The 25143-nt window shown below is 41.1% G+C and carries 23 protein-coding genes; 7 read left to right on the top strand and 16 right to left on the bottom strand.

Features of this window, described 5'->3' with window-relative positions:
- Positions 1–24 precede the first annotated feature (24 nt).
- Entirely contained in the window at positions 25–1194 is a 1170-nt protein-coding gene (locus NQT65_RS02070) for a putative manganese transporter (RefSeq protein WP_055253679.1), read from the top strand.
- A gap of 68 nt (positions 1195–1262) precedes the next feature.
- Here NQT65_RS02070 and NQT65_RS02065 read toward each other — a convergent pair whose 3' ends face one another.
- The 7 genes from NQT65_RS02065 to seqA form a co-directional block, all read right to left on the bottom strand.
- The gene (locus tag NQT65_RS02065) at positions 1263–1628 is read right to left on the bottom strand and encodes a DUF805 domain-containing protein (RefSeq protein WP_054982556.1); all 366 of its coding nucleotides are present in this window, start codon (positions 1626–1628) and stop codon (positions 1263–1265) included.
- 139 nt (positions 1629–1767) lie between these two features.
- Positions 1768–3366: a dihydrolipoyllysine-residue acetyltransferase gene (locus tag NQT65_RS02060; protein WP_256850371.1), complete on the bottom strand. Its 1599-nt coding sequence runs from the start codon at positions 3364–3366 to the stop codon at positions 1768–1770.
- An 8-nt stretch (positions 3367–3374) separates the two neighbouring features.
- Positions 3375–4352: an alpha-ketoacid dehydrogenase subunit beta gene (locus tag NQT65_RS02055; protein ID WP_024033553.1), complete on the bottom strand. Its 978-nt coding sequence runs from the start codon at positions 4350–4352 to the stop codon at positions 3375–3377.
- Positions 4352–5566, bottom strand: a complete 1215-nt coding sequence (locus tag NQT65_RS02050) for a thiamine pyrophosphate-dependent dehydrogenase E1 component subunit alpha (protein ID WP_126007153.1) — start codon at positions 5564–5566, stop codon at positions 4352–4354. Before NQT65_RS02050 ends, NQT65_RS02055 begins: the two co-directional genes overlap by 1 nt.
- 265 nt (positions 5567–5831) lie before the next feature.
- On the bottom strand, positions 5832–6884 hold the full coding sequence (gene astE / locus NQT65_RS02045; RefSeq protein WP_256850370.1) for a succinylglutamate desuccinylase: 1053 nt from the start codon (positions 6882–6884) through the stop codon (positions 5832–5834).
- A gap of 79 nt (positions 6885–6963) precedes the next feature.
- On the bottom strand, positions 6964–8601 hold the full coding sequence (gene pgm, locus NQT65_RS02040) for a phosphoglucomutase (alpha-D-glucose-1,6-bisphosphate-dependent) (protein ID WP_004586669.1): 1638 nt from the start codon (positions 8599–8601) through the stop codon (positions 6964–6966).
- A gap of 10 nt (positions 8602–8611) precedes the next feature.
- The gene (gene seqA / locus NQT65_RS02035) at positions 8612–9187 is read right to left on the bottom strand and encodes a replication initiation negative regulator SeqA (RefSeq protein WP_256850369.1); all 576 of its coding nucleotides are present in this window, start codon (positions 9185–9187) and stop codon (positions 8612–8614) included.
- 345 nt (positions 9188–9532) lie between these two features.
- Between seqA and NQT65_RS02030 the strand changes: the two genes are divergently transcribed.
- The 5 genes from NQT65_RS02030 (at position 9533) to fur (ending at position 12071) form a co-directional block, all read left to right on the top strand.
- A complete protein-coding gene (locus tag NQT65_RS02030) occupies positions 9533–10300 on the top strand; it encodes an alpha/beta fold hydrolase (RefSeq protein ID WP_055253688.1) in 768 nt (255 codons plus the stop codon).
- 95 nt (positions 10301–10395) lie between these two features.
- Positions 10396–10617 (top strand): DUF2788 domain-containing protein, encoded by a 222-nt coding sequence (locus NQT65_RS02025; protein ID WP_004586672.1) that lies wholly within the window; start codon positions 10396–10398, stop codon positions 10615–10617.
- A gap of 2 nt (positions 10618–10619) precedes the next feature.
- Entirely contained in the window at positions 10620–10898 is a 279-nt protein-coding gene (gene ybfE / locus NQT65_RS02020) for a LexA regulated protein (protein ID WP_004586673.1), read from the top strand.
- Positions 10899–10912: 14 nt separating this feature from the next.
- Positions 10913–11440 carry a flavodoxin FldA gene (fldA, locus tag NQT65_RS02015; protein WP_004586674.1) on the top strand — a complete coding sequence of 176 codons (528 nt, stop codon included), beginning with the start codon at positions 10913–10915 and terminating at the stop codon, positions 11438–11440.
- Positions 11441–11627: 187 nt separating this feature from the next.
- Positions 11628–12071, top strand: coding sequence for a ferric iron uptake transcriptional regulator (fur, locus tag NQT65_RS02010; protein WP_004586675.1), 444 nt, complete (start codon positions 11628–11630; stop codon positions 12069–12071).
- A gap of 127 nt (positions 12072–12198) precedes the next feature.
- On the opposite strand, the gene glnS is transcribed toward fur, so the two are convergent.
- Complete coding sequence (glnS, locus tag NQT65_RS02005) at positions 12199–13863, bottom strand: glutamine--tRNA ligase (protein ID WP_256850368.1); 1665 nt, start codon at positions 13861–13863, stop codon at positions 12199–12201.
- Between the two features lie 208 nt (positions 13864–14071).
- Here glnS and NQT65_RS02000 point away from each other — a divergent pair, with 208 nt between their 5' ends.
- Positions 14072–15142 (top strand): DUF3083 family protein, encoded by a 1071-nt coding sequence (locus NQT65_RS02000; protein WP_256850367.1) that lies wholly within the window; start codon positions 14072–14074, stop codon positions 15140–15142.
- Between the two features lie 62 nt (positions 15143–15204).
- Here the strand turns inward: NQT65_RS02000 and sucD are convergent, their stop codons facing one another.
- The 8 genes from sucD to sdhC form a co-directional block, all read right to left on the bottom strand.
- Positions 15205–16077, bottom strand: a complete 873-nt coding sequence (gene sucD, locus NQT65_RS01995; protein ID WP_004586678.1) for a succinate--CoA ligase subunit alpha — start codon at positions 16075–16077, stop codon at positions 15205–15207.
- A complete protein-coding gene (sucC, locus tag NQT65_RS01990) occupies positions 16077–17243 on the bottom strand; it encodes an ADP-forming succinate--CoA ligase subunit beta (RefSeq protein ID WP_004586679.1) in 1167 nt (388 codons plus the stop codon). Before sucC ends, sucD begins: the two co-directional genes overlap by 1 nt.
- 177 nt (positions 17244–17420) lie before the next feature.
- Positions 17421–18944, bottom strand: coding sequence for a 2-oxoglutarate dehydrogenase complex dihydrolipoyllysine-residue succinyltransferase (gene odhB / locus NQT65_RS01985; protein WP_024033546.1), 1524 nt, complete (start codon positions 18942–18944; stop codon positions 17421–17423).
- Positions 18945–18947: 3 nt separating this feature from the next.
- Entirely contained in the window at positions 18948–21767 is a 2820-nt protein-coding gene (locus tag NQT65_RS01980) for a 2-oxoglutarate dehydrogenase E1 component (protein WP_004586681.1), read from the bottom strand.
- Between the two features lie 89 nt (positions 21768–21856).
- Complete coding sequence (locus tag NQT65_RS01975; RefSeq protein WP_004586682.1) at positions 21857–22573, bottom strand: succinate dehydrogenase iron-sulfur subunit; 717 nt, start codon at positions 22571–22573, stop codon at positions 21857–21859.
- A 10-nt stretch (positions 22574–22583) separates the two neighbouring features.
- Positions 22584–24356 carry a succinate dehydrogenase flavoprotein subunit gene (gene sdhA / locus NQT65_RS01970; RefSeq protein WP_004586683.1) on the bottom strand — a complete coding sequence of 591 codons (1773 nt, stop codon included), beginning with the start codon at positions 24354–24356 and terminating at the stop codon, positions 22584–22586.
- Positions 24357–24704: a succinate dehydrogenase, hydrophobic membrane anchor protein gene (gene sdhD, locus NQT65_RS01965; RefSeq protein WP_004586684.1), complete on the bottom strand. Its 348-nt coding sequence runs from the start codon at positions 24702–24704 to the stop codon at positions 24357–24359.
- Positions 24695–25072: a succinate dehydrogenase, cytochrome b556 subunit gene (gene sdhC / locus NQT65_RS01960; protein ID WP_084554498.1), complete on the bottom strand. Its 378-nt coding sequence runs from the start codon at positions 25070–25072 to the stop codon at positions 24695–24697. The genes sdhD and sdhC overlap by 10 nt, the downstream gene beginning before the upstream one ends.
- Positions 25073–25143 lie beyond the last annotated feature (71 nt).

Raw genomic sequence — 25143 nt, 5'->3', positions numbered from 1 at the left:
TTAAAATAAAACTGGGGCACACTTATGATTTTACTCTCTCAAATAGGATTTATTACGCCAGCTTCCAAACGGTTTGTTAGCCAAAATAAACGCTTACTCCTACCACTTTTTTTATTGGTATGTTTAGCTGTTCCTAGTCTTCGCGAAATAACCATTACTGCTCTCAGTGATGCGTTTTTTCAGGTTAGTGTATTTGTAGCGGCTACGTTACTTATTTACTACTACGCAATAGAACATATCCCTCAATTAGAAATGAGCTACTTAAGCGCTAAATCTAAGTCACTTGAAGTGCTGTTTGCATCCGTTCTTGGCGCTTTACCCGGCTGTGGTGGTGCAATTATCGTGGTTACTCAATACACTAAAGGCCAAGCAAGCTTTGGGGCTATTGTTGCTGTACTTACCGCCACGATGGGCGATGCTGCTTTTTTACTGCTTGCTACGCGCCCTACTGAAGGCTTAACAATAATGGCTATAGGTTTAGTGGTAGGCACACTGTGTGGATTAATAGTTAATGCAATTCACAAACCTGATTTTTTACGTCCCAGCGCACAAGAGCAAAAACATCAAGTTAAAGTTTTGCCCACTAAAATAATAAAAATTAGCAAACCTGTGTGGATGTTTGCCATTATTCCAAGTTTAATCATTGCGTTTTTAATTGCATTTAATGTGGACTTTAACCAATTTGGTCAATATACCAGCACCGGTATTAGCTTATTTGGTGCAGCAATGGCACTGTTTACGGTTGTTATTTGGGCCTACTCTTCTAAAGGTGAAACCTATAAAGAAATTACTTCAGAAGAGGAAGAATGTAATCCGCCTTCTAAGCTTATAAAAGTATTACAAGATACCCATTTTGTAACTGCATGGGTGGTGGCTTCGTTCATGCTGTTTGAAATATTAGTCAGTGTGGTAGGCCTTGATTTAAAAACCTGGTTTATGCACTACGCCTATTTAGCACCGTTAATTGCTGTCGTCATTGGTTTTTTACCTGGCTGTGGGCCACAAATAATTGTAACCACGCTTTATATACAGGGCATTATTCCTTTTAGTGCATTAGCTGCTAATGCGATTTCAAATGATGGCGATGCGTTGTTTCCTGCTATTGCAATGGCGCCAAAAGCGGCTGTAATTGCTACCTTGTATACCTCTATACCTGCTTTAGTTGTTGGTTACGGGCTTTACTTTTTAAGTTAACAGTTTAAAAAATCATAAGTACAAAAAAGCTCAGCAATTGCTGAGCTTTTTTAATGTTAGCGTATTATTTATACAGAAACAGGTTCAGCCGCTAACTCTTTTGGATTTGGGCCATAATCGTTCTCACCTTCATGTGAGTCTTGCGCAAGGAATACAATTATAACAATCCAGCCAATGATTGGCACTAACCAAAGTAGCTGCCACCAGCCAGAACGGCCAGTATCGTGTAAACGGCGTGCGCCAGCGCTCAATTGAGGAATTAACAGTGCCAAGCTATAGATAGTACCAATTACAGCTACACCCATAAGCTCATCAACAACACCTAGTACTATGCTGATTAATAAATTTATTAAGTAAAACATCCAAAATGCTTTACGGCGATTACGTCCTGAAAAATCTGCGTAGCTACGCAGCGCGTTCATATAATGTTCCATTACAATTCCTTAGTGTTAGTTTTTATATTCCCTAGCGGGTTTGACTTATTACCTTTTGGTAACATTTGTATCTTAATTAAAAACACTGCGCTTTAAAACAAAAAACCAGCAAATTGCTGGTTTTTTATAAGTTTAATTATTAACTCATAGCCATCATCATTGCCGATGGGTTTTCTAAATACGATTTCCACAAATTATTAAAGCGCGCAATTGTACCGCCATCAATAACACGGTGATCCCCAGACCAACTCACTTGCATAATAGCTTTGCTAACAACTTGGCCGCTTTCATCAAAGCGCGGTAAGTGTTGTAACTTCCCTAATGCTACAATAGCAACTTCTGGCTTATTAATAATCGGGGTCGCAATAGTGCCGCCAATTGCCCCAATATTTGAAATGCTAATGGTGCCCCCTTTTAAGTCATCTGGTGCTACGCGCCCCTCGCGTGCTGCATCAGTTAAGCTTGTTAAACTGTTTGCAACTTCAACAATACTCTTAGATTGGCAGGATTTAATATTAGGCACTAGCAAACCCACTTTTGAATCCACTGCTACCCCAATATTATGATCGTCAAAGTAGGTAAGCTCAGTGCAATCATCATTTACTTTAGAATTAAGCACTGGGTATTCTTTCATCGCAAGCGATAACGCTTTGATAAAAAATGGCATCATAGTGAGCTTTACACCTTGCGCTTTATACTGCTCTTTTAAACTCGCTCGCAGGGCAATTAATTGCGTTAAGTCTATCTCGTCACTAAAGGTAAAGTGAGGGATTGTAGAGACCGAGGCCATCATTTGCTTTGCCATAGCCGCTTTAATGCCTTTAATTGGCTCTGCACGCATACCACCGCTTTGTGTTTGTGGCGATTGTGGCTCTTTACTTTGAGTAACGCTGCTTTTAGTAGTAGCACTGCTAAGTGGTGATGTATCTATTGTGTTAGGTACCTCACCTTTAATAAATTCTTCTATGTCTTGTTTATATATGCGGCCATTTTTACCGCTGCCCGGTACGCACGTTAAATCAACATCAAGCTCTCGGGCTTTGCGCCTTACAGCTGGTGAGGCAACCGCTTTTTTATTAACAACTTTATTTGCTGTTGTCTGCTGCGTTGCTACAGATTTATCTGCCGCTTTACTTTGTGCTTTTACAACGGCTTCGTTTACATCTACATTTGGTTTTGCTGTACTGCCGGCTATGCTCATTTGAAATAACGGGCTGTGTACTTGGGCAATTTCACCTTTTTGATAGTAAAGCTTTTGCACTGTACCTGTGTATTTAGCCGGAATTTGTACCAGCGCTTTATCGGTCATTACATCACACACAGCCTGATCTTCTTGTATTTCATCGCCTTCGGCCACTAGCCAATCAACTATTTCACACTCAACAATCCCCTCACCAATATCTGGAAGAATAAAATCTTCTAAATGCTCTGACGATGCGTTGTCGCTTTGTGTATTTTGCACTTGCTCTGTGTGTGTTTCATCGCTTTGGCTTTGCTCATCGGCTACATTCATAGCAAACAAGGGTGCATGAACCTGCGCTATCTCCCCTTTTTGATAATACAATTTAGTGATTACGCCATCATGCACTGCCGGTATTTGCACTAGGGCTTTATCGGTCATCACGTCACAAATGGGTTGATCTTCTTTTACTGTGTCACCCTCTTGTATTAGCCATTCAACCACTTCGCACTCAACAATGCCTTCACCAATATCGGGTAATATAAAATCTTTAGCCATGGTATCCCCTAAAAATCCATTGATTGTTTAATTGCGGCCATTACTTTTAGCGCATCAGGCACATATTCTTTTTCAAGTGCTAATGGGTAAGGTGTATCTAACCCACATACTCGCATAATAGGTGACTCAAGGTGTAAAAAGCACTCTTGCTGAATAGTCGCCGCAATTTCGGCACCAAAACCATTGGTAATAGGCGCTTCGTGGCTTATCACTAAACGTCCTGTTTTAGTAACCGACTTAGCAATTGTCTCAACATCCCAAGGTAATATGCTTCTAAGGTCAATCACCTCACAACTAATGCCTTGTTCATTGGCTTGTTTTGCTGCGTTTTCAACAATTTCCATTTGCGCGCCCCACGCAAGTACAGTGATATCTGTACCTTCTTGTACTACTTCGGCTTTACCCAGCTCAATGCTGTAATCATCCTCTGGTACTTCGCCGGTAGAAGCGCGGTATAAACGTTTAGGCTCGAAGAAAATAACGGGGTTATCGTCTTTAATACTTGCTCGTAGTAACCCTTTTGCTTGGTACGGGTTACGCGGTACCACTATTTTTAGCCCTGGCGTATGGGCAAAATATGCCTCTGGCGATTGTGAGTGATATAAGCCCCCCGCAATACCGCCACCATACGGGGTGCGAATCGTTAAATTGCCCACGTTAAATTCATTACCACTGCGGTATCTAAACTTGGCGGACTCATTAACTATTTGATCAAATGCCGGAAAAATATAATCAGCAAATTGTATTTCAGCAAGTGCAGGCGCGCCAAACGCGGCTAAGCCATTGGCAAAACCTAAAATACCTTGCTCTGTAAGCGGTGTGTTAAATACGCGGTGTTTACCGTATTTTTCTTGCAAACCTGAGGTCGCTCTAAAAACACCACCAAAATAGCCAACATCTTCACCAAAAATACACGCCTGAGGGTGCTCATTCATGGTGATATCGAGCGCAGAATTAATTGCGTGTAGCATGTTCATTTTAGCCATTACTTAATTCTCCCTGCTGTTATTGGGTACGCATCTGGGTGCTGCTTTATATGTGCTTTTAAATCGTTATATTGGCGCTCAAGTGAGGGAATTGGCGTATCGTAAACATCTGATATGAGCTCTTCAAGGGCTGGCTTTTGCACTTTTTCAGCACGTTTAAGGGCGGCTAAAATATCTTCACGAATAGTGTCTTTCGCTTTAGCATCGTCCTCTTCATTTAACCACTCTTGTTTGATCAACCATTTTTTAAATTTATCAATTGGGCAAACTTTATGCGTGGCCTCTTCATCTTTTGAGCGGTAACCACTTGGATCATCTGAGGTTGAGTGGGCACCTAATCTGTACGCTATTGACTCAATTAATACCGGCTCGCCCTGCGTTGCTGCAAGTTCGCGGGCCTTTTGTGTTGCTGCAAACACGGCTAATGCATCTGAGCCATCAACACGTATGGTTTTAATGCCATACCCTACGCCTCGCGATGCTATACCATCGCCTTTAAATTGCTCATCTGCAGGTGTTGATATTGCATACCCGTTATTACGTGCAAAAAATATAACAGGGGCTTTGTGTACCGCAGCCATATTTAAACCCGCATGAAAATCACCTTCAGATGCTGCACCCTCACCAAAGTAACAAATCGTCACATTATCAATGGTGCTTGCAAGCTCGCCAGTTTTTGCGTCAATGTGTTTTACTTTTTGCCCGTAGGCATACCCTGTAGCTTGAGGAATTTGCGTACCGAGAGGCGATGATATGGTCATATAATTTAGTTCTTTTGAACCATAATGAATCGGCATTTGGCGCCCTTTTCCTAAATCTAACTCATTAGAAAACATTTGATTCATAAATTGGTCAAGCGTAAATCCACGGTAATGCAAAGCGGCTTGCTCGCGGTATTGCGCCATAATCATGTCATCTTGATCAAGTGCAGCAGCAGAAGCAGTAACAGCGGCTTCTTCACCTAAACATTGCATATAAAAGCTTACGCGGCCTTGGCGCTGCGCCCCTTGCATCCGCTCATCAAGTAGGCGAATAAAACGCATTGTTTCGTATAGTTTAATCGCTGTGTGTTTAGAAATAGTCGGTGCGGTAGCACTAGGATGAATGTCGCCGTCCTCAGTTAAAATACTAAGGGTTGGAATAGTTAGCGCATGACCGTCTATAAACTCGAGGTCGTGGTTAATATTCAGCGATACGTTATTTGGATTACTCATAACCTACCTTCTCTTGTTGTCTGTGATACAGCGCCCCTTTTAAGTTTTTATTATGGGTGAGGCTTGCGAATAAACTTTGCAGCATCTGCGCTGTATTTAATTAAAGCTGCCACCACCTTACGTTAACGTAAGATGTTATTCAACAAGTGTAAGACGAAACAAAAGTAAAATACGATTAAAAAGATGGAAAGTTAACTGTACGAATTTATTAAACTAATAAAAACATACAGTTAAACATTTAAGGTGAGTGGTCTGATGAGTTTTATTAGACGAAATTACTATCTACTTGCATAGGAATAACGGTAAGCAGTGCCCTTTGCCCAAGCGCAACGTGCGCATTTGGAAAAATAATAGCTTCCCCTTCCACATCGGCATAATAAGGGGTATCGCCGTCTGTTGCTAGCAACTCACCTTTAGCAAACCCTGTGAAATTTTCTGCATCATCAGAAAACGGAAAGCTAAAGTCCTGCTGCGTTCTATTAATTGTGCGATGTACGGCAAACAGCTCAAAGTCACTTGCATTAAATTGAGGGTATTGCACTTCTTTTTGGCTAATTAATGCAGTTAGCGTTTGCTTGGTTTTTGCAAAGCGAGCCATGTCGTTTTCACCAAACGGTTTAACTTGACCCAGTTCAACGGTAAATGAATCAGCGCCATGAACAAACGAAGAATAGTAACTGAATGTGGTTGCCGGTGATTTCATCATCAATACGGTATTTACACCGCAGCTAAGTAAAAATTGTAACTGCGATTTTTTCCATGGTTTACCATGAAGATAAGGATACACAGCAAATTTTTCATTTTTTGAGCCACGTATAGCAGTATGTAAATCATAATGATAACGTGCACTGCCTTGCTCGCCCCGTGCAAAAAAGTCAGTTACATACTCTTCTAGTTTTGCTGCGCGTTTGCGCTCATCATTCATTGGCACACCTTTAACAGTGTGGTGGCCGTTAAACAAACGGTTTAGGTTTTCTTCTACAAAGCGCAGGCCAATATTTATTGATTTTGGATTACCAAATATAAAGAGCACACGCTGATTTAATGCAAGCTCACCTTTTATTATGGTTTTTATTAGCTCGTCACATATTTCTATAGGTGCGGTTTCGTTACCGTGTACAGCGCTTGAAAGCACAACATCTTTTGTTGTTGTGCCCTGTGGTTGAAATTCAATAACACCTGTATCGTGAACGGTTACGCGCGTTCCATTTTCTAAAGCAAATTCACTTGCCTCTAAATGCCATTCATTGTCGCGACTGAGTGTTAAAAAATCGCCGCTATTTATTAGTTCATTTAAATAATCTGGTTTGGCTAACATGATAAGCCCTTTTATAGTGTGAGAGATACAAACAAAAACGGCTGAATAAATCAGCCGTTTTTAAATAGTGTAAGCCGTGTTAGCTGATCACAGAATCAACTAATTGCTTCGCTTCTTTTTCTAGTAGTGCTAAATGCTCTTCACCTTTGAAAGACTCAAGATAAATTTTATAAATATCTTCAGTACCAGAAGGACGCGCAGCAAACCAGCCGTTTTCAGTCACTACTTTTAAGCCGCCAATGGCCGCATCATTGCCTGGAGCATGAGTCAGTTTTTGTAAAATAGGTTCACCAGCTAATGTATCGGCTTTAACATCGCTTGCACTAAGTGCTTTTAAACGTGACTTTTGCGCACTGCTAGCAGGGGCATCTAAACGCTTGTATAGTGGAGAGCCAAATTCTTGCTCTAGCTCTTTATAAAGCGCTGATGGTGTTTTACCTGTTACTGCGAGTATTTCAGCTGCAAGTAACCCCATAATAAAGCCGTCTTTGTCGGTACACCATACGCTGCCATCAAATCGTAAAAACGCAGCACCAGCACTTTCTTCGCCACCAAAGGCAAGCTTACCTTTGTTTAAGCCATCGACAAACCACTTAAAGCCAACCGGCACTTCTTTAACTTTACGCTCATTACGAGCTACTACGCGGTCAATCATTGAGCTAGAAACCAGCGTTTTGCCAATTTCTACACTGCTGTCCCAGTCGCGGTGTTTTAATAAATAATCAATCGCTACAGCTAAAAAGTGATTAGGATTCATTAATCCATCTGGGGTAACAATACCGTGGCGGTCGTAATCTGGGTCGTTGCCAATAGCAATATCAAAGTCGTCTTTTAATTTAATTAAATTAGCCATTGAGTAAGGTGATGAGCAATCCATACGGATTTTGCCATCTTTATCAAGTGGCATAAATGCAAAACGCGGATCAACACTGTCGTTTACTACGGTTAAATCTAAATTATATTTTTGCGCTATTAATGGCCAAAAGTTAATACCAGAGCCACCTAGCGGGTCAATACCTACTTTAATACCCGCATCGCTAACGGCTTTTAAATTAACGATATTTTCTAAGTCGTTAATGTATGGCGTCATTAGGTCTTCGTATTTAATAAACCCTGAACGCGATGCTTTAGCAAATGGAAACAGCTCAACTTCTACTAAATCTTCTAATAGTAATTGATTTGCTCTGTCTTCAATCCATTTAGTTACGTCGGTATCTGCTGGGCCGCCGTTAGGTGGATTGTATTTAAAGCCACCGTCTTCTGGCGGGTTATGTGAAGGCGTTACCACAATACCATCGGCTAATTCGTTAGGATTTAATTTGTTATGGCAAACAATAGCATGGCTAATGACAGGGGTTGGCGTGTAATCGTGATTTTGCTGGGTGATTACTTGCACCTCATTAGCCACTAATACTTCTATGGCAGAGTTAAAAGCAGCTTCACTTAATGCATGCGTATCTTTACCTAAAAAAAGCGGACCAAAAATGTCGTTTTGCTTTCTGTAGTCACAAATAGCTTGTGTAATGGCTAAAATATGAGATTCGTTAAACTTAACATCGTAAGAGCAACCACGGTGACCCGACGTACCAAAAGCAACACAATGCTCTGGGTTTTGCTCTAAGTCTGGCTCATTTAAGTAATAAGCCGATACCAGTTTTGGTACGTTAACTAAAGTTGAATGTGGCGCAGTTTTCCCAGCACCTGAATGAATAGCCATGTTTATTTCCTTACAAGTAATCGCGAATTTCTTCTGCTTGCTCTGCTGAATAACCTAAGCACAGCGCAACCTCGTGTAGCATCATTTTTTTACGTGTCGTGTTTGAATTTGTCATTACCCAGTACTCACTGTCGGTAATGTTTTTAGGGTTCATACTACTGCCGCTATTAACTAAGTCTTCTTTGCTGGTTGCAAAGTAAACGCGGTCGCGCCCTTTTATATCAAGCACAGCACTAAACTCTTTTTTATGCGTTCTATAAAAAGCACTTAAAATAAATAAAAACCTGCCTACTACCCCTTTTTGCATTGCTAGTTCTTCTTTATTTAGAATATTAAATACATTAGCGTTTGTTTGCTTCACTGGTGTGACAACCTCTTGCTCTTGGCTGTCGTTAGTAGCTGGCGTGTCGTCAAGTAGTGCTTGAGTAGCTGTTTGGTTGTTTTGATTGTTCTTAGCAACGGGAGTGTTGTCATCACCGTTTAGATTTAATAAACGACGTAAAATAGTGGATGCGCTTTCGCCAATACTTTGTGTATTGCTAGCAATATACTGATATAACTCGTCGTCTATGTCGATTTGTTTCATGTTGTTCCTGTCATTACGGGCCACATTTTTTCTTTCCCCGTGATTATACCCAAACCAAATATAAATGCGAGTTACAACAAGCACTCGCACAAACATAACCTATAAACGCGCTAATAAAGGTGTGTTGATTATTTGCTTATAAACCCAATGTAGTAATTAACAGCTTTTAAAAATACTACCCATATTTTTATCTCCATTAGGCTGGTAACACCAAAGAGCCCATAACTGGCGTAAAAATAAACGGTGTTACCCCATAAAAGGCGCGTGCAGAGCATGTTAACCGTTATATCTTTTGCTTTTTAGGGCAATGCTCGGCAAACTAAGCCAAAATTTTAGGAGGCGGTCATGCTATTAAACTATAAACAATACGGTGAAGGTCCGGATGTAGTGATCATTCATGGTTTATTTGGCTCTTTAGAAAACCTAAATGTTATTGCAAAACCCTTGAGCGAGCACTTTAGGGTAACTAATGTAGATTTGCGTAACCATGGTGCTTCACCGCACAGTAATGAAATGAACTACCCTGCAATGGCCGCAGATATTGTTGAGCTAATGAACGCGTTAAATATTAACAATGCGCACCTTATTGGCCATTCAATGGGCGGTAAAGTGGCGATGGAAGTGGCGCTAATGCATAGCCAAAAAGTAAATAAGCTGGTGGTACTTGATATTGCCCCTGTGAGTTACCCTGCCCGCCACACACAAATTATTAATGCACTAAAAAAAGTGGCAACTAGCCAGGTTACTGATAGAAAACAAGCCGATGCTATTATGAGCGAGTACATTAATGAGCTAGGTGTTAGGCAGTTTTTACTAAAAAGCTTAGCTAAAAATGACGATGGACAGTACAAATGGCGATTTAATTTAGATGTACTTGATGAAAAATATTCGACAATCACAGCCAATGTTAATGAAAACAATTCTTGTTTGTGCGATACTTTGTTTATCAAAGGTAACGATTCTGATTACATACTGCCAGAATACCGCGATGAAATAACAAAGCGCTTTAAAAATACACGAGCAAAAATTATACACGGTGCTGGACATTGGCTTCATGCACAAAAACCCGCTGCAGTTAATAAAGCAATAAATGACTTTTTAACAGGGCTTTAATGCAATTTTAATCATGTGTTTTTGGTTATCCGTACTAAATTAATGCATATTTATATGCTATAGTACGCGCCGTTTAATTTAAAGGTTATACGTTGATGGTCAGTCAGTTTATTAACGAATTTGATACCCTAGGGTTGTACTTTGGCTTAGCCGGTATTTTTGTATTCATCGGCCTGGCAATTAAAGACGTACTTAATAGTGGTAACGTACCTAAGTTTGGTCGCTACATTGTGTGGGGCGTCCTCTTTTTAGGGTGTTCTGGCTTTATTGCGAAAGGACTTATACAAGTTTTTTGGCAAGGTGCAGGTGTAGGTTAGGCATGGCGAAGTCAGAAACAGATAGAACAACTCCCGATTTATTTGAATACGAAAAGCGCCCAGGCAGGCCTAAAACGAACCCTTTACCAAGGGATATGCAGTTAAAGGTTAATAAACGTAATCAAATAAAACGAGATAAAGCACGCGGTTTAAAGCGTGTAGAATTTAAAGTTTCATCACAGTTATATCAGGCACTGAGTGATATGGCAGATGCACAAAATATTAGCCGTAGTGCGCTGATTGAAACAATTTTACAAGAAAGATTGGCTATTGATAGATAAAAGGTTTGAAGTCCATGGCAAGTGTAGGCATTTTTTTCGGAAGTGACACAGGTAATACAGAACACGTAGCAAAAATGATCCAAAAAGAATTGGGTAAAAAGCTTGTGGCTGTACACGACATTGCAAAAAGCTCTAAAGAAGAGATTGCAGAGTTCGATTTAATCTTATTCGGTATTCCTACTTGGTACTACGGTGAAGCACAATGTGATTGGGATGACTTTTTCCCTGAGCTTGAAGAAGTAGACTTTGAAGGTAAGCTAGTGGCTATTTTTGGTTGTGGCGACCAAGAAGACTACGCAGAATACTTTTTAGACGCTATGGGTATGATCAACGATATCGTTACCGAGCGCGGTGCTATTGTGGTTGGCCATTGGTCTAGTGAAGGCTACGACTTTGAAGCATCTAAAGGTATGGCTGATGACACGCACTTTGTAGGCTTAGGTATTGATGAAGACCGCCAACCTGAATTAACAGAGCAACGTGTTAAAGCATGGTGCGCACAAGTATATGATGAAATGTGCTTAAGTGAACTAGCAGACTAACCTCCCCCCTTTTATCGCTAACTGTTTAAATAATTATCAAACAGTTAGCGACTTTAGAATTAATAGCAAAATTGATCAATTGTTCTTTGCACTCAGTGCTTAGGCGCGTTATCCTTGTTATTGCTAATGTGTCGTGTGCATCTGTAAGAGATGTCTAGTATAACCAAACAAATTTGAGACAGATTTAATGACTGATCATAACTTGGAACTTAAAAAAGCCGGTTTAAAAGTAACTTTACCGCGTATTAAAATCTTAGAAATTCTACAATCTCCAGATAACCAACACATCAGCGCTGAAGATGTATACAAAATTCTTTTAGATTTAGGTGAAGAAATTGGTCTTGCGACTGTTTACCGTGTATTAAACCAATTTGATGACGCAGGTATTGTAAGCCGTCACCATTTTGAAGGTGGAAAGTCAGTATTTGAACTTTCTGGCAGCACTCACCACGACCACCTAGTGTGTTTAAAATGTGGCAAAGTTGTTGAATTTGAAGATGACTTAATTGAACGTCGCCAGTTAGAAATAGCCGAAGAAAACGGTATTACACTAACAAATCACTCTTTATACCTATACGGTGAGTGTCAAGACAAAGCAGCGTGTAAAGCATTTAGCGATTCAAATAGCTAATAACGCGCTATGGTAATAAAAAAACCTGCTGTTGCAGGTTTTTTTGTGTTTAAAATTAAGCATTTAAACTCTGTTTAATACCAATTTGCAATAATAATATATTATGCAAACTGGTATTTTAAAAGCGTTACTGCTTCTCGATTTTAGCCCATGAATCTCTAAGACCAACCGTTTGGTTGAATACTAAATTTTCTGACTTTGTATCACGTGAGAAATAGCCAGTACGCTCAAACTGGAAGCCTTGAGCCGGTTCGGCTTTAGCAAGCGATGCTTCTAGTTTTGCATTTTCTAATACAACTAACGAATCAGGATTAAGTGTCGATTCGAACTCTTCAGCTGCACCTGGGTTTGATACATTAAATAAACGGTCATACAATCTAACTTCTGCATTAACCGACTCAGGCGCAGAAACCCAATGAATAACCCCTTTTACTTTACGACCGTCACTTGGGTTTTTACCTAGTGTCTCGTTGTCGTAAGTACAGTAAATAGTGGTAATTTCACCATTTTCATCTTTTTCTACACGCTGGGCTTTAATTACATAAGCACCACGTAAGCGTACTTCTTTATCAAGTACTAAGCGTTTAAATTTATTATTCGCTTCTTCGCGGAAATCTTCACGCTCAATGAAAAGCTCACGAGTAAACGGTACTTCACGACGCCCCATTTCTTCTTTATTAGGGTGGTTAGCTACCGACAATGTTTCTACTTTATCTGCATCAAAGTTTTCTATTACCACTTTAACTGGATCGAGTACTGCCATTGCACGTGGTGCGTTTTCATTTAAGTCTTCACGGATACACGCTTCAAGCATGCCCATTTCAACCATGTTTTCTTGCTTAGTCACACCGATACGTAAACAGAACTCACGTATTGAAGCCGGTGTATAACCACGACGACGTAAACCAGCAATAGTTGGCATACGTGGGTCATCCCACCCTTCTACATAGTTATTTACAACTAAGTCGTTTAGCTTACGCTTAGACATAATTGTGTATTCAAGATTTAAGCGCGAAAACTCAATTTGCTGTGGGTGGCATTCAAGGCTGATGTTATCAAGTACCCAGTCGTATAAACGACGGTTATCTTGAAACTCAAGTGTACACAATGAATGGGTTATCCCTTCAAGCGCATCAGAAATACAATGTGTGAAGTCATACATTGGGTAAATGCACCACTTGTCACCTGTTTGATGGTGATGAGCAAAACGAACGCGATAAATAATTGGATCGCGAAGCACCATAAATGAGCTTGCCATATCAATTTTAGCGCGTAGAACACACTCACCTTCTTTGAATTCACCCGCGCGCATTTTTTCAAACAAGGCGAGGTTTTCTTCTACTGAGGTGTCTCTGTATGGGCTGTTTTTACCCGGCTCTTTTAACGTACCGCGAAACTCGCGTGCTTGATCGGCCGTTAAAAAACAAACGTACGCTAAGCCTTTTTCAATAAGCTCTACTGCATAGCCGTATAGGGTATCAAAATAGTTTGACGAATATTTTATCTCACCACTCCAGTTGAAGCCTAACCACTGCACGTCTTCTTTGATAGAATTAACGTAGTTAATATCTTCTTTTTCTGGGTTTGTATCATCAAAACGTAGGTTACATAAACCATCGTAATCTTTTGCAATGCCAAAATTCAAACAAATTGATTTTGCATGGCCAATATGTAAAAAGCCATTTGGTTCAGGTGGAAAACGTGTATGCGTAGTTGCATGTTTGCCACTTGCTAAATCTTCATCAATTCGAGTTCTTATAAAGTTACTTGGGCGATTCTCAATTTCCGCCATAGGAGTGCGATCCTCTGAATATTCGTGATAACAAAACTAATGCATTATTACAAAAACAAACACTAACATACAGCAATAGATGCGGGTTTATTCTAGTTATTATGGCAATGGTGCATTAGTTTATTACTTAAATTTGTTTTAGCGCAATATTTGAGTCATGAAAGGCATTTATAGTACCTAAACTTAAGCTCCTTAAAAGGATTCAAAGATGGCCAGTTCTACACAACACAGAGTTTATATTCCAACAAATGCGCGAGCTAATCACTATTTACTCGCTGAAATAACACCCACTGATGACTTTTACACTAGTTTTAGCGATATCGATAGTTGCTATACCCGCATTGCCAAGCAACTATTTGCAAGCTGTGATGAATACGAGTTACATAATGTACATCTACTCGCTAACGACAAATTACCCGTTGTCAGATTTCATGATGAGTCGTATCAATTAGAAACAGCAAAGCAAATGTTGTTTTTTTACAACCCGCGTTACCACGAAGCGCACAAACTACACTACACCCCTACTTTTAAAAGTAAAAAAATTCGCTTGTTATTTTTAGCTACCGGTGATGATTTACGCGCAAGCTCGGCACAATTTCACAGCAGGGTGCAAAAAGTGTTAGATAATTTACAAACACAATTATTTATTGAACAACCCCAGTTTAAGCTTCGCGATCATCAGCATTTAACCTATGACTTATTTGCCAAGAGCAAAGGCTGTAACCAAAGTTACGGCTACAAACTTAGAAGCCTATACCCTCGTTATTTAGCTCGCCAATGTAAAATACCCGCCGAGCATGCAGAAATGACCTATGCAACCTTTTCTATACAGGTTTCGCGCGGCATTAAAACGCAATTTCAAAGCTTAATAAATAAAAATAATTACACTGAGTTTTATAACTACTTTGCCCAATCATTTAAAGGGTGCTGCGAGCGATACGAATTATCTCACGGCGCTATGGTTGCTAATGGTGCAAGGCCCATAGTGCGTAATAGCCAAATAGATAAAAATGATGGGAATGCAGAATTACAAAAAATAAGTTTTGATGTGAATGGCACAGCCACGCAAATACATATTTTTTTCAATGCTGAAAAATTAGTTGAGTCACTACATTTTGTGATTGTTGCCACCCATAAAGATAAACATGAAATGGGCTATGGCCGCTTTATGAATCAAGTAGAAAAAACAATACACGCTATGTGCTCAGAGCTGGCAATAAATAAAGAACGTCAAGATTTATCAGTACGGTTTTTTCAACACATTAGTTACCCATACTAATTTTTAAGCCAATAACAAAAAGGCTCGCAAATGCGAGCCTTTTTAAAGATTAAGCAAACTGATTACCAGCCTGTTTTCTCTTTAAGTGCTTTACCGATATCAGCAAGTGAACGTACAGTTTGTACGCCAGCAGCTTCTAGTGCAGCAAATTTCTCATCAGCAGTACCTTTACCGCCTGCGATGATTGCGCCAGCGTGACCCATACGCTTACCTTCTGGTGCAGTTACACCAGCAATGTAAGAAACAACAGGCTTAGTTACGTTAGCTTTAATGTACTCTGCAGCTTCTTCTTCTGCAGTACCACCAATTTCACCAATCATTACGATTGCTTCAGTTTGTGGATCTTTTTCGAACATTTCTAGCACGTCGATAAAGTTAGTACCTGGGATTGGGTCGCCACCAATACCAACACACGTAGACTGACCAAAACCAGCGTCTGTAGTTTGTTTAACTGCTTCGTACGTTAAAGTACCAGAGCGAGAAACAATACCTACTTTACCAGGCTTGTGGATGTGACCAGGCATGATACCAATCTTAGTCTCACCAGGAGTGATAACACCTGGACAGTTAGGACCGATCATACGAACACCAGAGTTATCAAGCTTAACTTTAACGTCAACCATGTCTAGTGTTGGGATACCTTCAGTGATACAAACAATTAGCTCGATGCCCGCATCGATAGCTTCTAAGATTGCATCTTTACAGAACGGTGCTGGTACGTAGATAACTGACGCTGTTGCGCCTGTTTCTTTAACTGCATCGCGTACTGTGTTGAATACTGGAAGACCAAGGTGCGTTTGACCGCCTTTACCTGGGCTTACACCACCAACCATTTGTGTACCGTACTCAAGCGCTTGCTCAGAGTGGAAAGTACCTTGACCACCAGTGAAACCTTGACAGATAACTTTTGTATCTTTATTGATTAATACAGACATTATTTGCCCTCCGCAGCAGCTACAACTTTCTCAGCAGCGTCTGTTAGTGATTCAGCAGCGATGATATCTAGGCCAGAGTTCTTAAGAACGTCACGACCTAATTCAGCGTTAGTACCTTCTAAACGTACAACTACAGGCACGTTTACACCTACTTCTTTAACTGCGCCAATGATACCTTCAGCAATCATGTCACAACGTACGATACCACCAAAGATGTTAACTAAAACAGCTTTTACGTTATCGTCAGAAAGGATGATTTTGAATGCTTCAGAAACACGCTCTTTAGTCGCGCCGCCACCAACATCTAGGAAGTTAGCTGGCTTGCCGCCGTGTAGGTTTACGATGTCCATAGTACCCATCGCTAGGCCTGCACCGTTAACCATACAACCTACGTTACCATCTAGTGCTACGTAGTTAAGCTCGAAGCTTGCTGCGTGAGCTTCACGTGCATCTTCTTGAGATGGATCGTGCATTTCACGGATTTTTGGTTGACGGTAAAGTGCATTACCATCGATACCGATTTTGCCGTCAAGACAGTGAAGGTTACCTTCGTCTGTGATTACTAACGGGTTGATTTCAAGAAGAGCGAAATCAAAATCGTTGAACATGTTGCCAAGACCCATAAAGATCTTAACGAACTGCTTCATTTGTGTAGGGTTAAGACCCAATTTAAAACCTAACTCACGTGCTTGGTAAGCTTGAGGACCCACTAATGGATCGATCTCTGCTTTGTGGATAAGCTCTGGAGTTTCTTCAGCAACAGTTTCAATTTCAACACCGCCTTCAGTAGACGCCATGAAAACAACTTTGCGAGAAGCACGGTCAACAACTGCACCTAAGTACAATTCGTTAGCGATATCTGTACAGCTTTCTACTAAAATTTTAGCAACAGGCTGACCATTTTCGTCTGTTTGGTAAGTAACTAAGTTTTTACCTAACCAGTTTGCAGCGAATTCTTTTACTTCTTCGATTGTTTTAACTAGCTTAACACCGCCAGCTTTACCACGGCCACCTGCGTGAACCTGAGTTTTAACAACCCACATATCACCGCCAATTTTTTCGGCAGCTGCTGCAGCTTCTTCAGGTGTATCGCAAGCGAAACCTTGAGAAACTGGTAAACCATATTCGGCAAAAAGTTGTTTTGCCTGATACTCATGCAAATTCATGATGCTTTATCCAATTTTTTATACTAAAAGAGCTGAATATTTATGCAAATAAACAGCTATCCCAAATTGCGCACCTAGTATAGATCCCAAGGCTTAACATGAAAACCCCAGTAACACCAAAGGCGCAAAAAAAAAGCTGTGAATTGTCATTCACAGCTTATATTTCATACTACTCGATTAAACATCCAGTAATAAGCGAGTTGGATCTTCAAGTAACTCTTTAATAGTCACTAAGAAACCAACAGATTCTTTACCATCGATTTGGCGGTGATCGTAAGATAGTGCCAAATACATCATAGGAAGAATTTCAACTTTACCATTTACAGCCATAGGACGCTCTTGGATTTTGTGCATACCCAAGATTGATGACTGTGGTAAGTTAATAATAGGCGTAGAAAGTAACGAACCAAATACACCACCGTTAGTAATGGTAAAGTTACCACCTGTCATATCGTCAAGTGTTAGTTTACCATCACGGCCTTTAAGGGCTAATTCACGAATACCTTTCTCGATTTCAGCAACAGATAGTTTGTCGCAATCTTTAAGTACTGGTGTAACTAAACCACGTGGTGTAGATACAGCGATGCTGATATCAAAGTAATTGTGGTAAACAATATCGTCACCATCAATTGATGCATTTACGTCAGGGAAACGCTTAAGTGCTTCAGTTACTGCTTTCACGTAGAAAGACATAAAGCCTAAACGAATACCGTGACGCTTCTCGAATACTTCTTGGTATTGCTTACGAAGGTCCATGATAGGTTTCATGTTTACTTCGTTAAATGTAGTTAACATTGCTGTTGAGTTTTTCGCTTCTAATAAACGATTAGCAATGGTTTTACGTAAGCGCGTCATTGGTACACGTTTTTGTGTACGGTCACCCATAGGTGCAGCAGGTGCTGAAGCAGCTTCTTTTTTAGCAGCTGGAGCAGGTGCTTTTAAGAAAGTATCAACGTCTTCTTTAGTTACACGGCCGTTTTTACCTGTGCCTTTAATTTTAGACGCATCAAGCCCTTTTTCAGCGATTAAACGACGTACAGACGGCGTTAACACATCTGAGCTATCGTTAGACTCACTTGCAGCAGGCGCTTCTTCTGCTTTAGCTGCAGGTGCCGCTGGAGCGCCGCCCGCTTTAACGTTACCAATAACTTGTTCGCCAAGTACAGTATCGCCTTCTGCGTTTAGTTGCTCGCCCATGATACCGTCTTCTTGAGCTACTACTTCAAGAACAACTTTATCAGTTTCAATATCTACCAAGTTTTGGTCGCGAGTTACCGCTTCACCTGGTTGTACATGCCATGTAGCAATTGTTGCGTCTGCAACTGATTCTGGAAGTACAGGTACTTTAATGTCCACTTCTTTACCTTCTGATGCTGGAGCTGATTGCGCCGCAGGCGCGTCTTCTGATTTTTCAGGTGCGGCTTCTTCTTTAGCCGGAGCACTGTCACTTGCTGGTGCTGCATCAGCATCACCAAGTAAACCGATAACTTGGTCGCCAAGTACCGTTGCACCTTCTTCTTGTGATATTTCAGTAATTACACCGTCATTTTGTGCAACCACTTCTAAAACCACTTTATCTGTTTCAATGTCTACTAAGTTTTGGTCACGGCTTACTTTGTCGCCTACACTTACATGCCATGTAGCAACGGTAGCATCTGCAACCGACTCAGGAAGAACAGGAACTTTAATTTCTGTGCTCATTGCTTATCCTTTCTTTTGTATAGTAAGCGCGTCTGCAACGAGCGCTTGTTGTTCTTTAGTATGTACTGACATGTAACCACACGCTGGAGATGCCGACGCCTTACGCCCTGCGTAAGTCAATTTAGCACCCTGTGGGATTGCATCAATAAAGTGATGTTGCGAACAGTACCAAGCACCTTGGTTTTGCGGCTCTTCTTGACACCAAACAAAATCAGTAACGTGTTGGTAACGTTCCATAATCGTGTCCATTTCTGCATGTGGGAACGGGTATAACTGCTCCACACGTACAATAGCAATGTTGTCTTGCTCAAGCTTACGACGCTCTTGTAATAGTTCGTAGTAAACTTTACCACTACAAAATACTACGCGTTCTACTTTCTCAGGGTTAATATCATCGATTTCGTCGATCATATTATGGAATACACCTTGTGAAAGTTCTTCAAGTGAAGATACCGCAAGTGGGTGACGAAGTAGTGATTTTGGTGTCATTACAATCAATGGACGACGAAGTGGTCTAACTGATTGACGACGAAGCATAGCGTAAACTTGTGCAGGTGTTGAAGGAACACATACTTGCATGTTGTGATCAGCACAAAGCTGTAAAAAACGCTCTAAACGTGCAGAACTATGCTCTGGACCTTGACCTTCATAACCATGCGGAAGCAAACATGTTAAGCCACATAAACGGCCCCACTTTTGCTCACCAGAGCTTAAGAACTGGTCAAATACGACTTGTGCACCATTTGCGAAGTCACCAAATTGGGCTTCCCAAAGGACTAATGATGTAGGTTCAGCTGTTGCATAACCATATTCAAAAGCAAGTACCGCTTCTTCTGATAAAACAGAATCAAATACTTCAAAAGTACCTTGGTCTTCACTTAAATTTTGAAGAGGGAGGTAAGTTGAACCATCTGACTGGCTATGTACTACAGCATGGCGGTGGAAGAAAGTACCACGCCCTGAGTCTTGGCCAGTTAAACGTATATCTGTGCCTTCAGAGGCAATTGTTGCATAAGCAAGTGTTTCTGCCATACCCCAATCTAGTGGTTTTTCGCCACTTGCCATAAGCTTACGGTCATCGTAAATCTTTTTAACACGAGACTGTGCTTTATATTGCTCAGGGAACTGCGCTACTTGTTCGCCAAGTGCTTTTAGCTTATCTACCGGTACGCTTGCGTCGTACTCAACATTCCACTCATGGCCAACATATTTTGCCCAATCAGATGAGTGCGAAGTTTCTGGCTGAATTTCTTCAACAACACAGTTACCTTCATCTAAGCCGTTACGGTATTCATCAGCTAATGCTTTAATTTCACTCTCAGTGAATGAGCCTTCAGACATAAGTTGATCAGCGTAAATTAAACGTGGAACCGCATGCTTTTTAATTTTTTGGTACATAAGAGGCTGTGTTGCATTAGGCTCATCAGCTTCGTTATGACCATGGCGGCGATAACATACTAAATCGATTACTACGTCACGTTTAAACTGGTTTCTAAAATCAAGTGCAAGTTGTGTAACAAATGCAACGGCTTCAGGGTCATCAGAGTTAACGTGGAAGATTGGTGACTGAACCATTTTAGCAATGTCAGTACAGTAATCTGTAGAACGTACGTCGTCTTGTTTTGAGGTTGTAAAACCAACTTGGTTATTTACAACAATACGGATACTACCACCACATGAGAAGGCATTTGTTTGCGACAAGTTAAATGTTTCTTGTACAACACCTTGGCCTGTAATCGCAGAATCACCGTGGATAGTAATAGGTAATGCTTTGCTACCTGAACTGTCACCTAAACGGTCTAAACGTGCTCTTACTGAGCCCATAACCACAGGGTTAACAATTTCTAGGTGAGAAGGGTTAAACGCAAGTGCCATATGAACATTGCCACCTTTGGTCGCAAAGTCAGATGAATAACCCATATGGTATTTAACGTCACCAGAGCTTAACGTGTCTTTGTGTTTACCAGCAAACTCATCGAATAACTCAGATGGGTTTTTACCTAACACATTAACTAATACGTTTAAGCGACCACGGTGGGCCATACCAATAACTGCTTCTTTTTGCCCGCTTTCGCCAGCACGGTGAATAAGTTCTTTAAGCATAGGAACTAACGCATCACCACCTTCAAGTGAGAAACGCTTAGCACCTGGGAACTTTGCACCTAAATATTTTTCAAGACCATCTGCTGCGGTTAATCCTTTAAGGATACGCAGTTTTTCTTCTTTAGAAAAAGTAGGTCGTGATTGAACAGATTCTAAACGCTGTTGTAACCAACGCTTTTCTTCTGTTGATGTGATGTGCATATACTCAGCACCAATAGAACCACAATAGGTGGTTTTAAGTGCCTGATATAGTTCACCTAAAGGCATAGTATCGCGGCCTACGGCAAACGATCCTACGTTAAATTCGCGGTCAAAATCAGCTTTAGATAAGTCGTGGTATTCTAGCTCTAAATCTCGAACACGCTCTCGTTGCCAAATGCCTAATGGATCTAGGTTAGCATTTTGGTGTCCTCGAAAGCGGAAAGCATTAATAAGTTGTAGTACTTTAACCTGTTTAAGGTCACCGCCACTACCCTCTGCTACCACTACCTCTCTATGCTTGTTTTTAGCAAGCGCCGCAAACTGTGAACGAACTTCTGAATGCTTTACTTCAACATCCACACCATCTACTTTTGGTAATTGTTCGAACACTTCTCGCCATTCTTCTGGCACAGAAGTCGCATCATCTAAATACGCTTCATAAAGCTCTTCTACATAAGCAACGTTGCCGCCGTTTAAATGTGAAGATTCTAGCCATGCCTTCATCACACCTTCGTGCATTTATAAGCCCTTTTCTTTAGCGCAGAAATTAATAGTTGTCATAACAAGATGGCTAATAAAAATATTAGCCATCTTACGTTACTAAGTGATTAAACCGCGCGGTTTAATAACATAGATTTAATTTGTCCAATTGCTTTGGTCGGGTTAAGACCCTTAGGACAAACGCTAACACAGTTCATGATACTGTGGCAACGGAACACACTGAACGCATCGTCTAAGTCTGCTAAACGTTCTTCAGTTGCCGTATCGCGGCTATCTGCCAAGAAACGGTAAGCATGAAGAAGGCCTGCTGGACCAATGAACTTGTCTGGATTCCACCAGAACGAAGGACACGATGTAGAACAACATGCACATAAAATACACTCGTAAAGTCCATCTAATTTATCACGTTCTTCAATAGATTGAAGACGCTCACCAGCCGCTGGCTGATCGTTAATTAGGTATGGTTTAACTTTTTCGTACTGAGTGTAGAACTGACTCATGTCAATAACAAGGTCACGTACCACAGGTAAGCCAGGTAAAGGACGAATTACAATAGTACCTTTGCCGCCTTTTTGCAGCGTAGATAATGGTGTAATACATGCTAAACCATTTTTACCATTCATGTTAACGCCATCAGAGCCACACACGCCTTCACGACATGAGCGACGGAATGATAATGTTGGATCTTGCTCTTTTAATAATAAAAGTGCATCCAATACCATCATGTCCTGACCTTCCTCTGTTTGCAAAGTATATTCTTGCATACGAGGTGCGTTATCAACATCCGGATTGTAACGATAAACTGAAAATTGTACTTGTGCCATCGTCTCGCTCCTAGTAGGTACGTGCTTTAGGTGGGAACGCTTCACGCGTCTTAGGCGCGTAGTTTACGTCACGCTTGCTCATTTCATCCGTTACCGGATTGAATACTGAGTGACATAACCAGTTTTCGTCATCACGATCTGGGTAGTCAAAGCGAGAGTGTGCACCACGGCTTTCAGTACGGAAGTTTGCAGCTACTGCAGTTGAGTAAGCTGTTTCCATTAAGTTGTCTAGTTCAAGACATTCGATACGCTGCGTGTTGAAGTCTGATGATTTATCATCAAGACGTGCATGCTGCAGACGTTCACGAATTTCTTTAAGCTCTTTTAGACCTGTCGCCATAGACTCACCTTCACGGAATACCGAGAAGTTAAGCTGCATACATTGTTGTAGGTCTTTTTTGATTTGAACTGGGTCTTCACCTTGGCCAGCCGTTGAATTTTCCCAACGGTTAAAGCGTGCAAGAGACGCGTCAATATCAGATGCTGTCGGTGCTTTAGTAATTTCAACTTCGTTTAGGTATTTACCTAGGAAGTTACCCGCAGCACGGCCAAATACAACTAAATCAAGTAATGAGTTACCACCTAGGCGGTTTGCACCATGTACAGATACACAGGCAATTTCACCTACTGCAAATAAGCCTTCTACTACTTTTTCGTTACCGTTAGCATCGATTTGTAGCGCTTGACCATTTACGTTAGTTGGAACACCACCCATCATGTAGTGACAAGTTGGTATTACTGGAATTGGCTCTTTAGCAGGGTCAACGTGTGCGAAAGTTTTAGCAAGGTCACATACGCCTGGTAGACGTAAGTTAAGCGTTTCTTCACCTAAGTGGTCAAGTTTCAGCTTAAGGTGTGGACCCCAAGGACCATCACAGCCACGGCCTTCACGGATTTCAGTCATCATTGAACGTGCTACAACGTCACGAGACGCTAAGTCTTTAGCGTTTGGTGCATAACGTTCCATGAAGCGTTCGCCATCTTTATTTAAAAGATAACCACCTTCACCACGACAACCTTCCGTTACAAGTGTACCAGCGCCTGCAATACCCGTTGGATGGAATTGCCACATTTCCATATCTTGCATAGCAACGCCTGCACGGGCTGCCATACCAACACCATCACCCGTATTAATGTGAGCATTGGTTGTTGATGCGAAAATACGACCAGCACCGCCGGTTGCAAGTACAACAGCTTTTGATTTGAAGAAAGTGATTTCACCTGTTTCAATCTCAATTGCTGTACAGCCTACTACATCGCCATTGTCGTTTTTAACTAAATCTAGTGCGTACCACTCAGAGAATACATTAGTTTGGTTTTTAACGTTTTGTTGGTATAGAAGGTGTAATAAAGCATGACCAGTACGGTCAGCTGCTGCTGCGGTACGTGCAGCTTGTTCACCACCAAAGTTTTTCGATTGACCACCGAAAGGACGTTGGTAAACACGGCCATTTTCAAAACGAGAAAATGGTAAACCCATGTTTTCTAATTCAGTAATAGCTTCTGGGCCTGTTTGACACATGTATTCGATAGCGTCTTGGTCACCGATAAAATCGGAACCTTTAACGGTATCGTACATATGCCATTCCCAGTTGTCTTCGTGTGAATTACCTAGCGCTACTGTAATACCACCCTGTGCAGATACAGTGTGTGAGCGTGTTGGGAATACTTTAGATATTAATGCACACGTTTTGCCAGATTCGGTAATGGCAAGAGCGGCGCGCATACCAGCACCACCTGCACCAATTACTACGGCGTCAAATTCACGAACAGAATATTTCACTTAAACACCCCATAAAACGATTAGACCAATAGCTACGTAAGCAACGGCCATCAGGTTTAATACAAAGCCTAAAACAGCGCGTAGTTTAGCGTTTTTAACGTAATCCGTTAAAACTTGCCAAAGGCCAATGCGGGTATGAACCATCATGCATACAAGAGTAATAAGTGTAAAACCCTTCATTGCTAGATTAGAGAATAGGCCTGTCCAGGCTTCGAAAGTGACTTCTGGCGTTGCTAAAAAATAGCCGATAATAAAAATCGCGTATGCGGTGATTACTAGTGCCGTGGTACGTAAAGATACGAAATCTTGTACACCATCACGTTTAAGAGTTGCTTGATTTAAGACCATATCCACACCCCTGCCAGTACGGCAAATACAACGCCAAGTGCCATTGCAATTTTAGCGCTAAGGTTACCTGATTCAAGTTCTTCCCAGTGGCCCATATCCATAATGATGTGACGGATACCACCAATAAGGTGATAACCCAATACAGAAAGTGTGCCCCAAGCTATGAATTTGGCAATGAATCCGCTAAACAGACCCTTGACGAATTCAAAACCTTCAGCTGAAGAAAGAGACTCAGACCAAGCCCAAATGACAAACGTTAAAGCAAAAAATAATGCAACACCGGTGACGCGGTGAAAGATTGATGCTTTAGCCGTTGCCGGCATAGATATAGTTGTTAGATCTAGATTTACAGGTCTTTGCTTTTTCACAGTTACTTGCCCATCTTGCTCACATTGGAGCTCATCTACTTGTTTTTCTAAAACCCACCAAAATTTCTGGT

The organism is Pseudoalteromonas agarivorans (assembly GCF_024518735.1).
Classification (GTDB): domain Bacteria; phylum Pseudomonadota; class Gammaproteobacteria; order Enterobacterales; family Alteromonadaceae; genus Pseudoalteromonas; species Pseudoalteromonas atlantica.
This window is presented reverse-complemented; position numbering and strand designations above follow the sequence as displayed.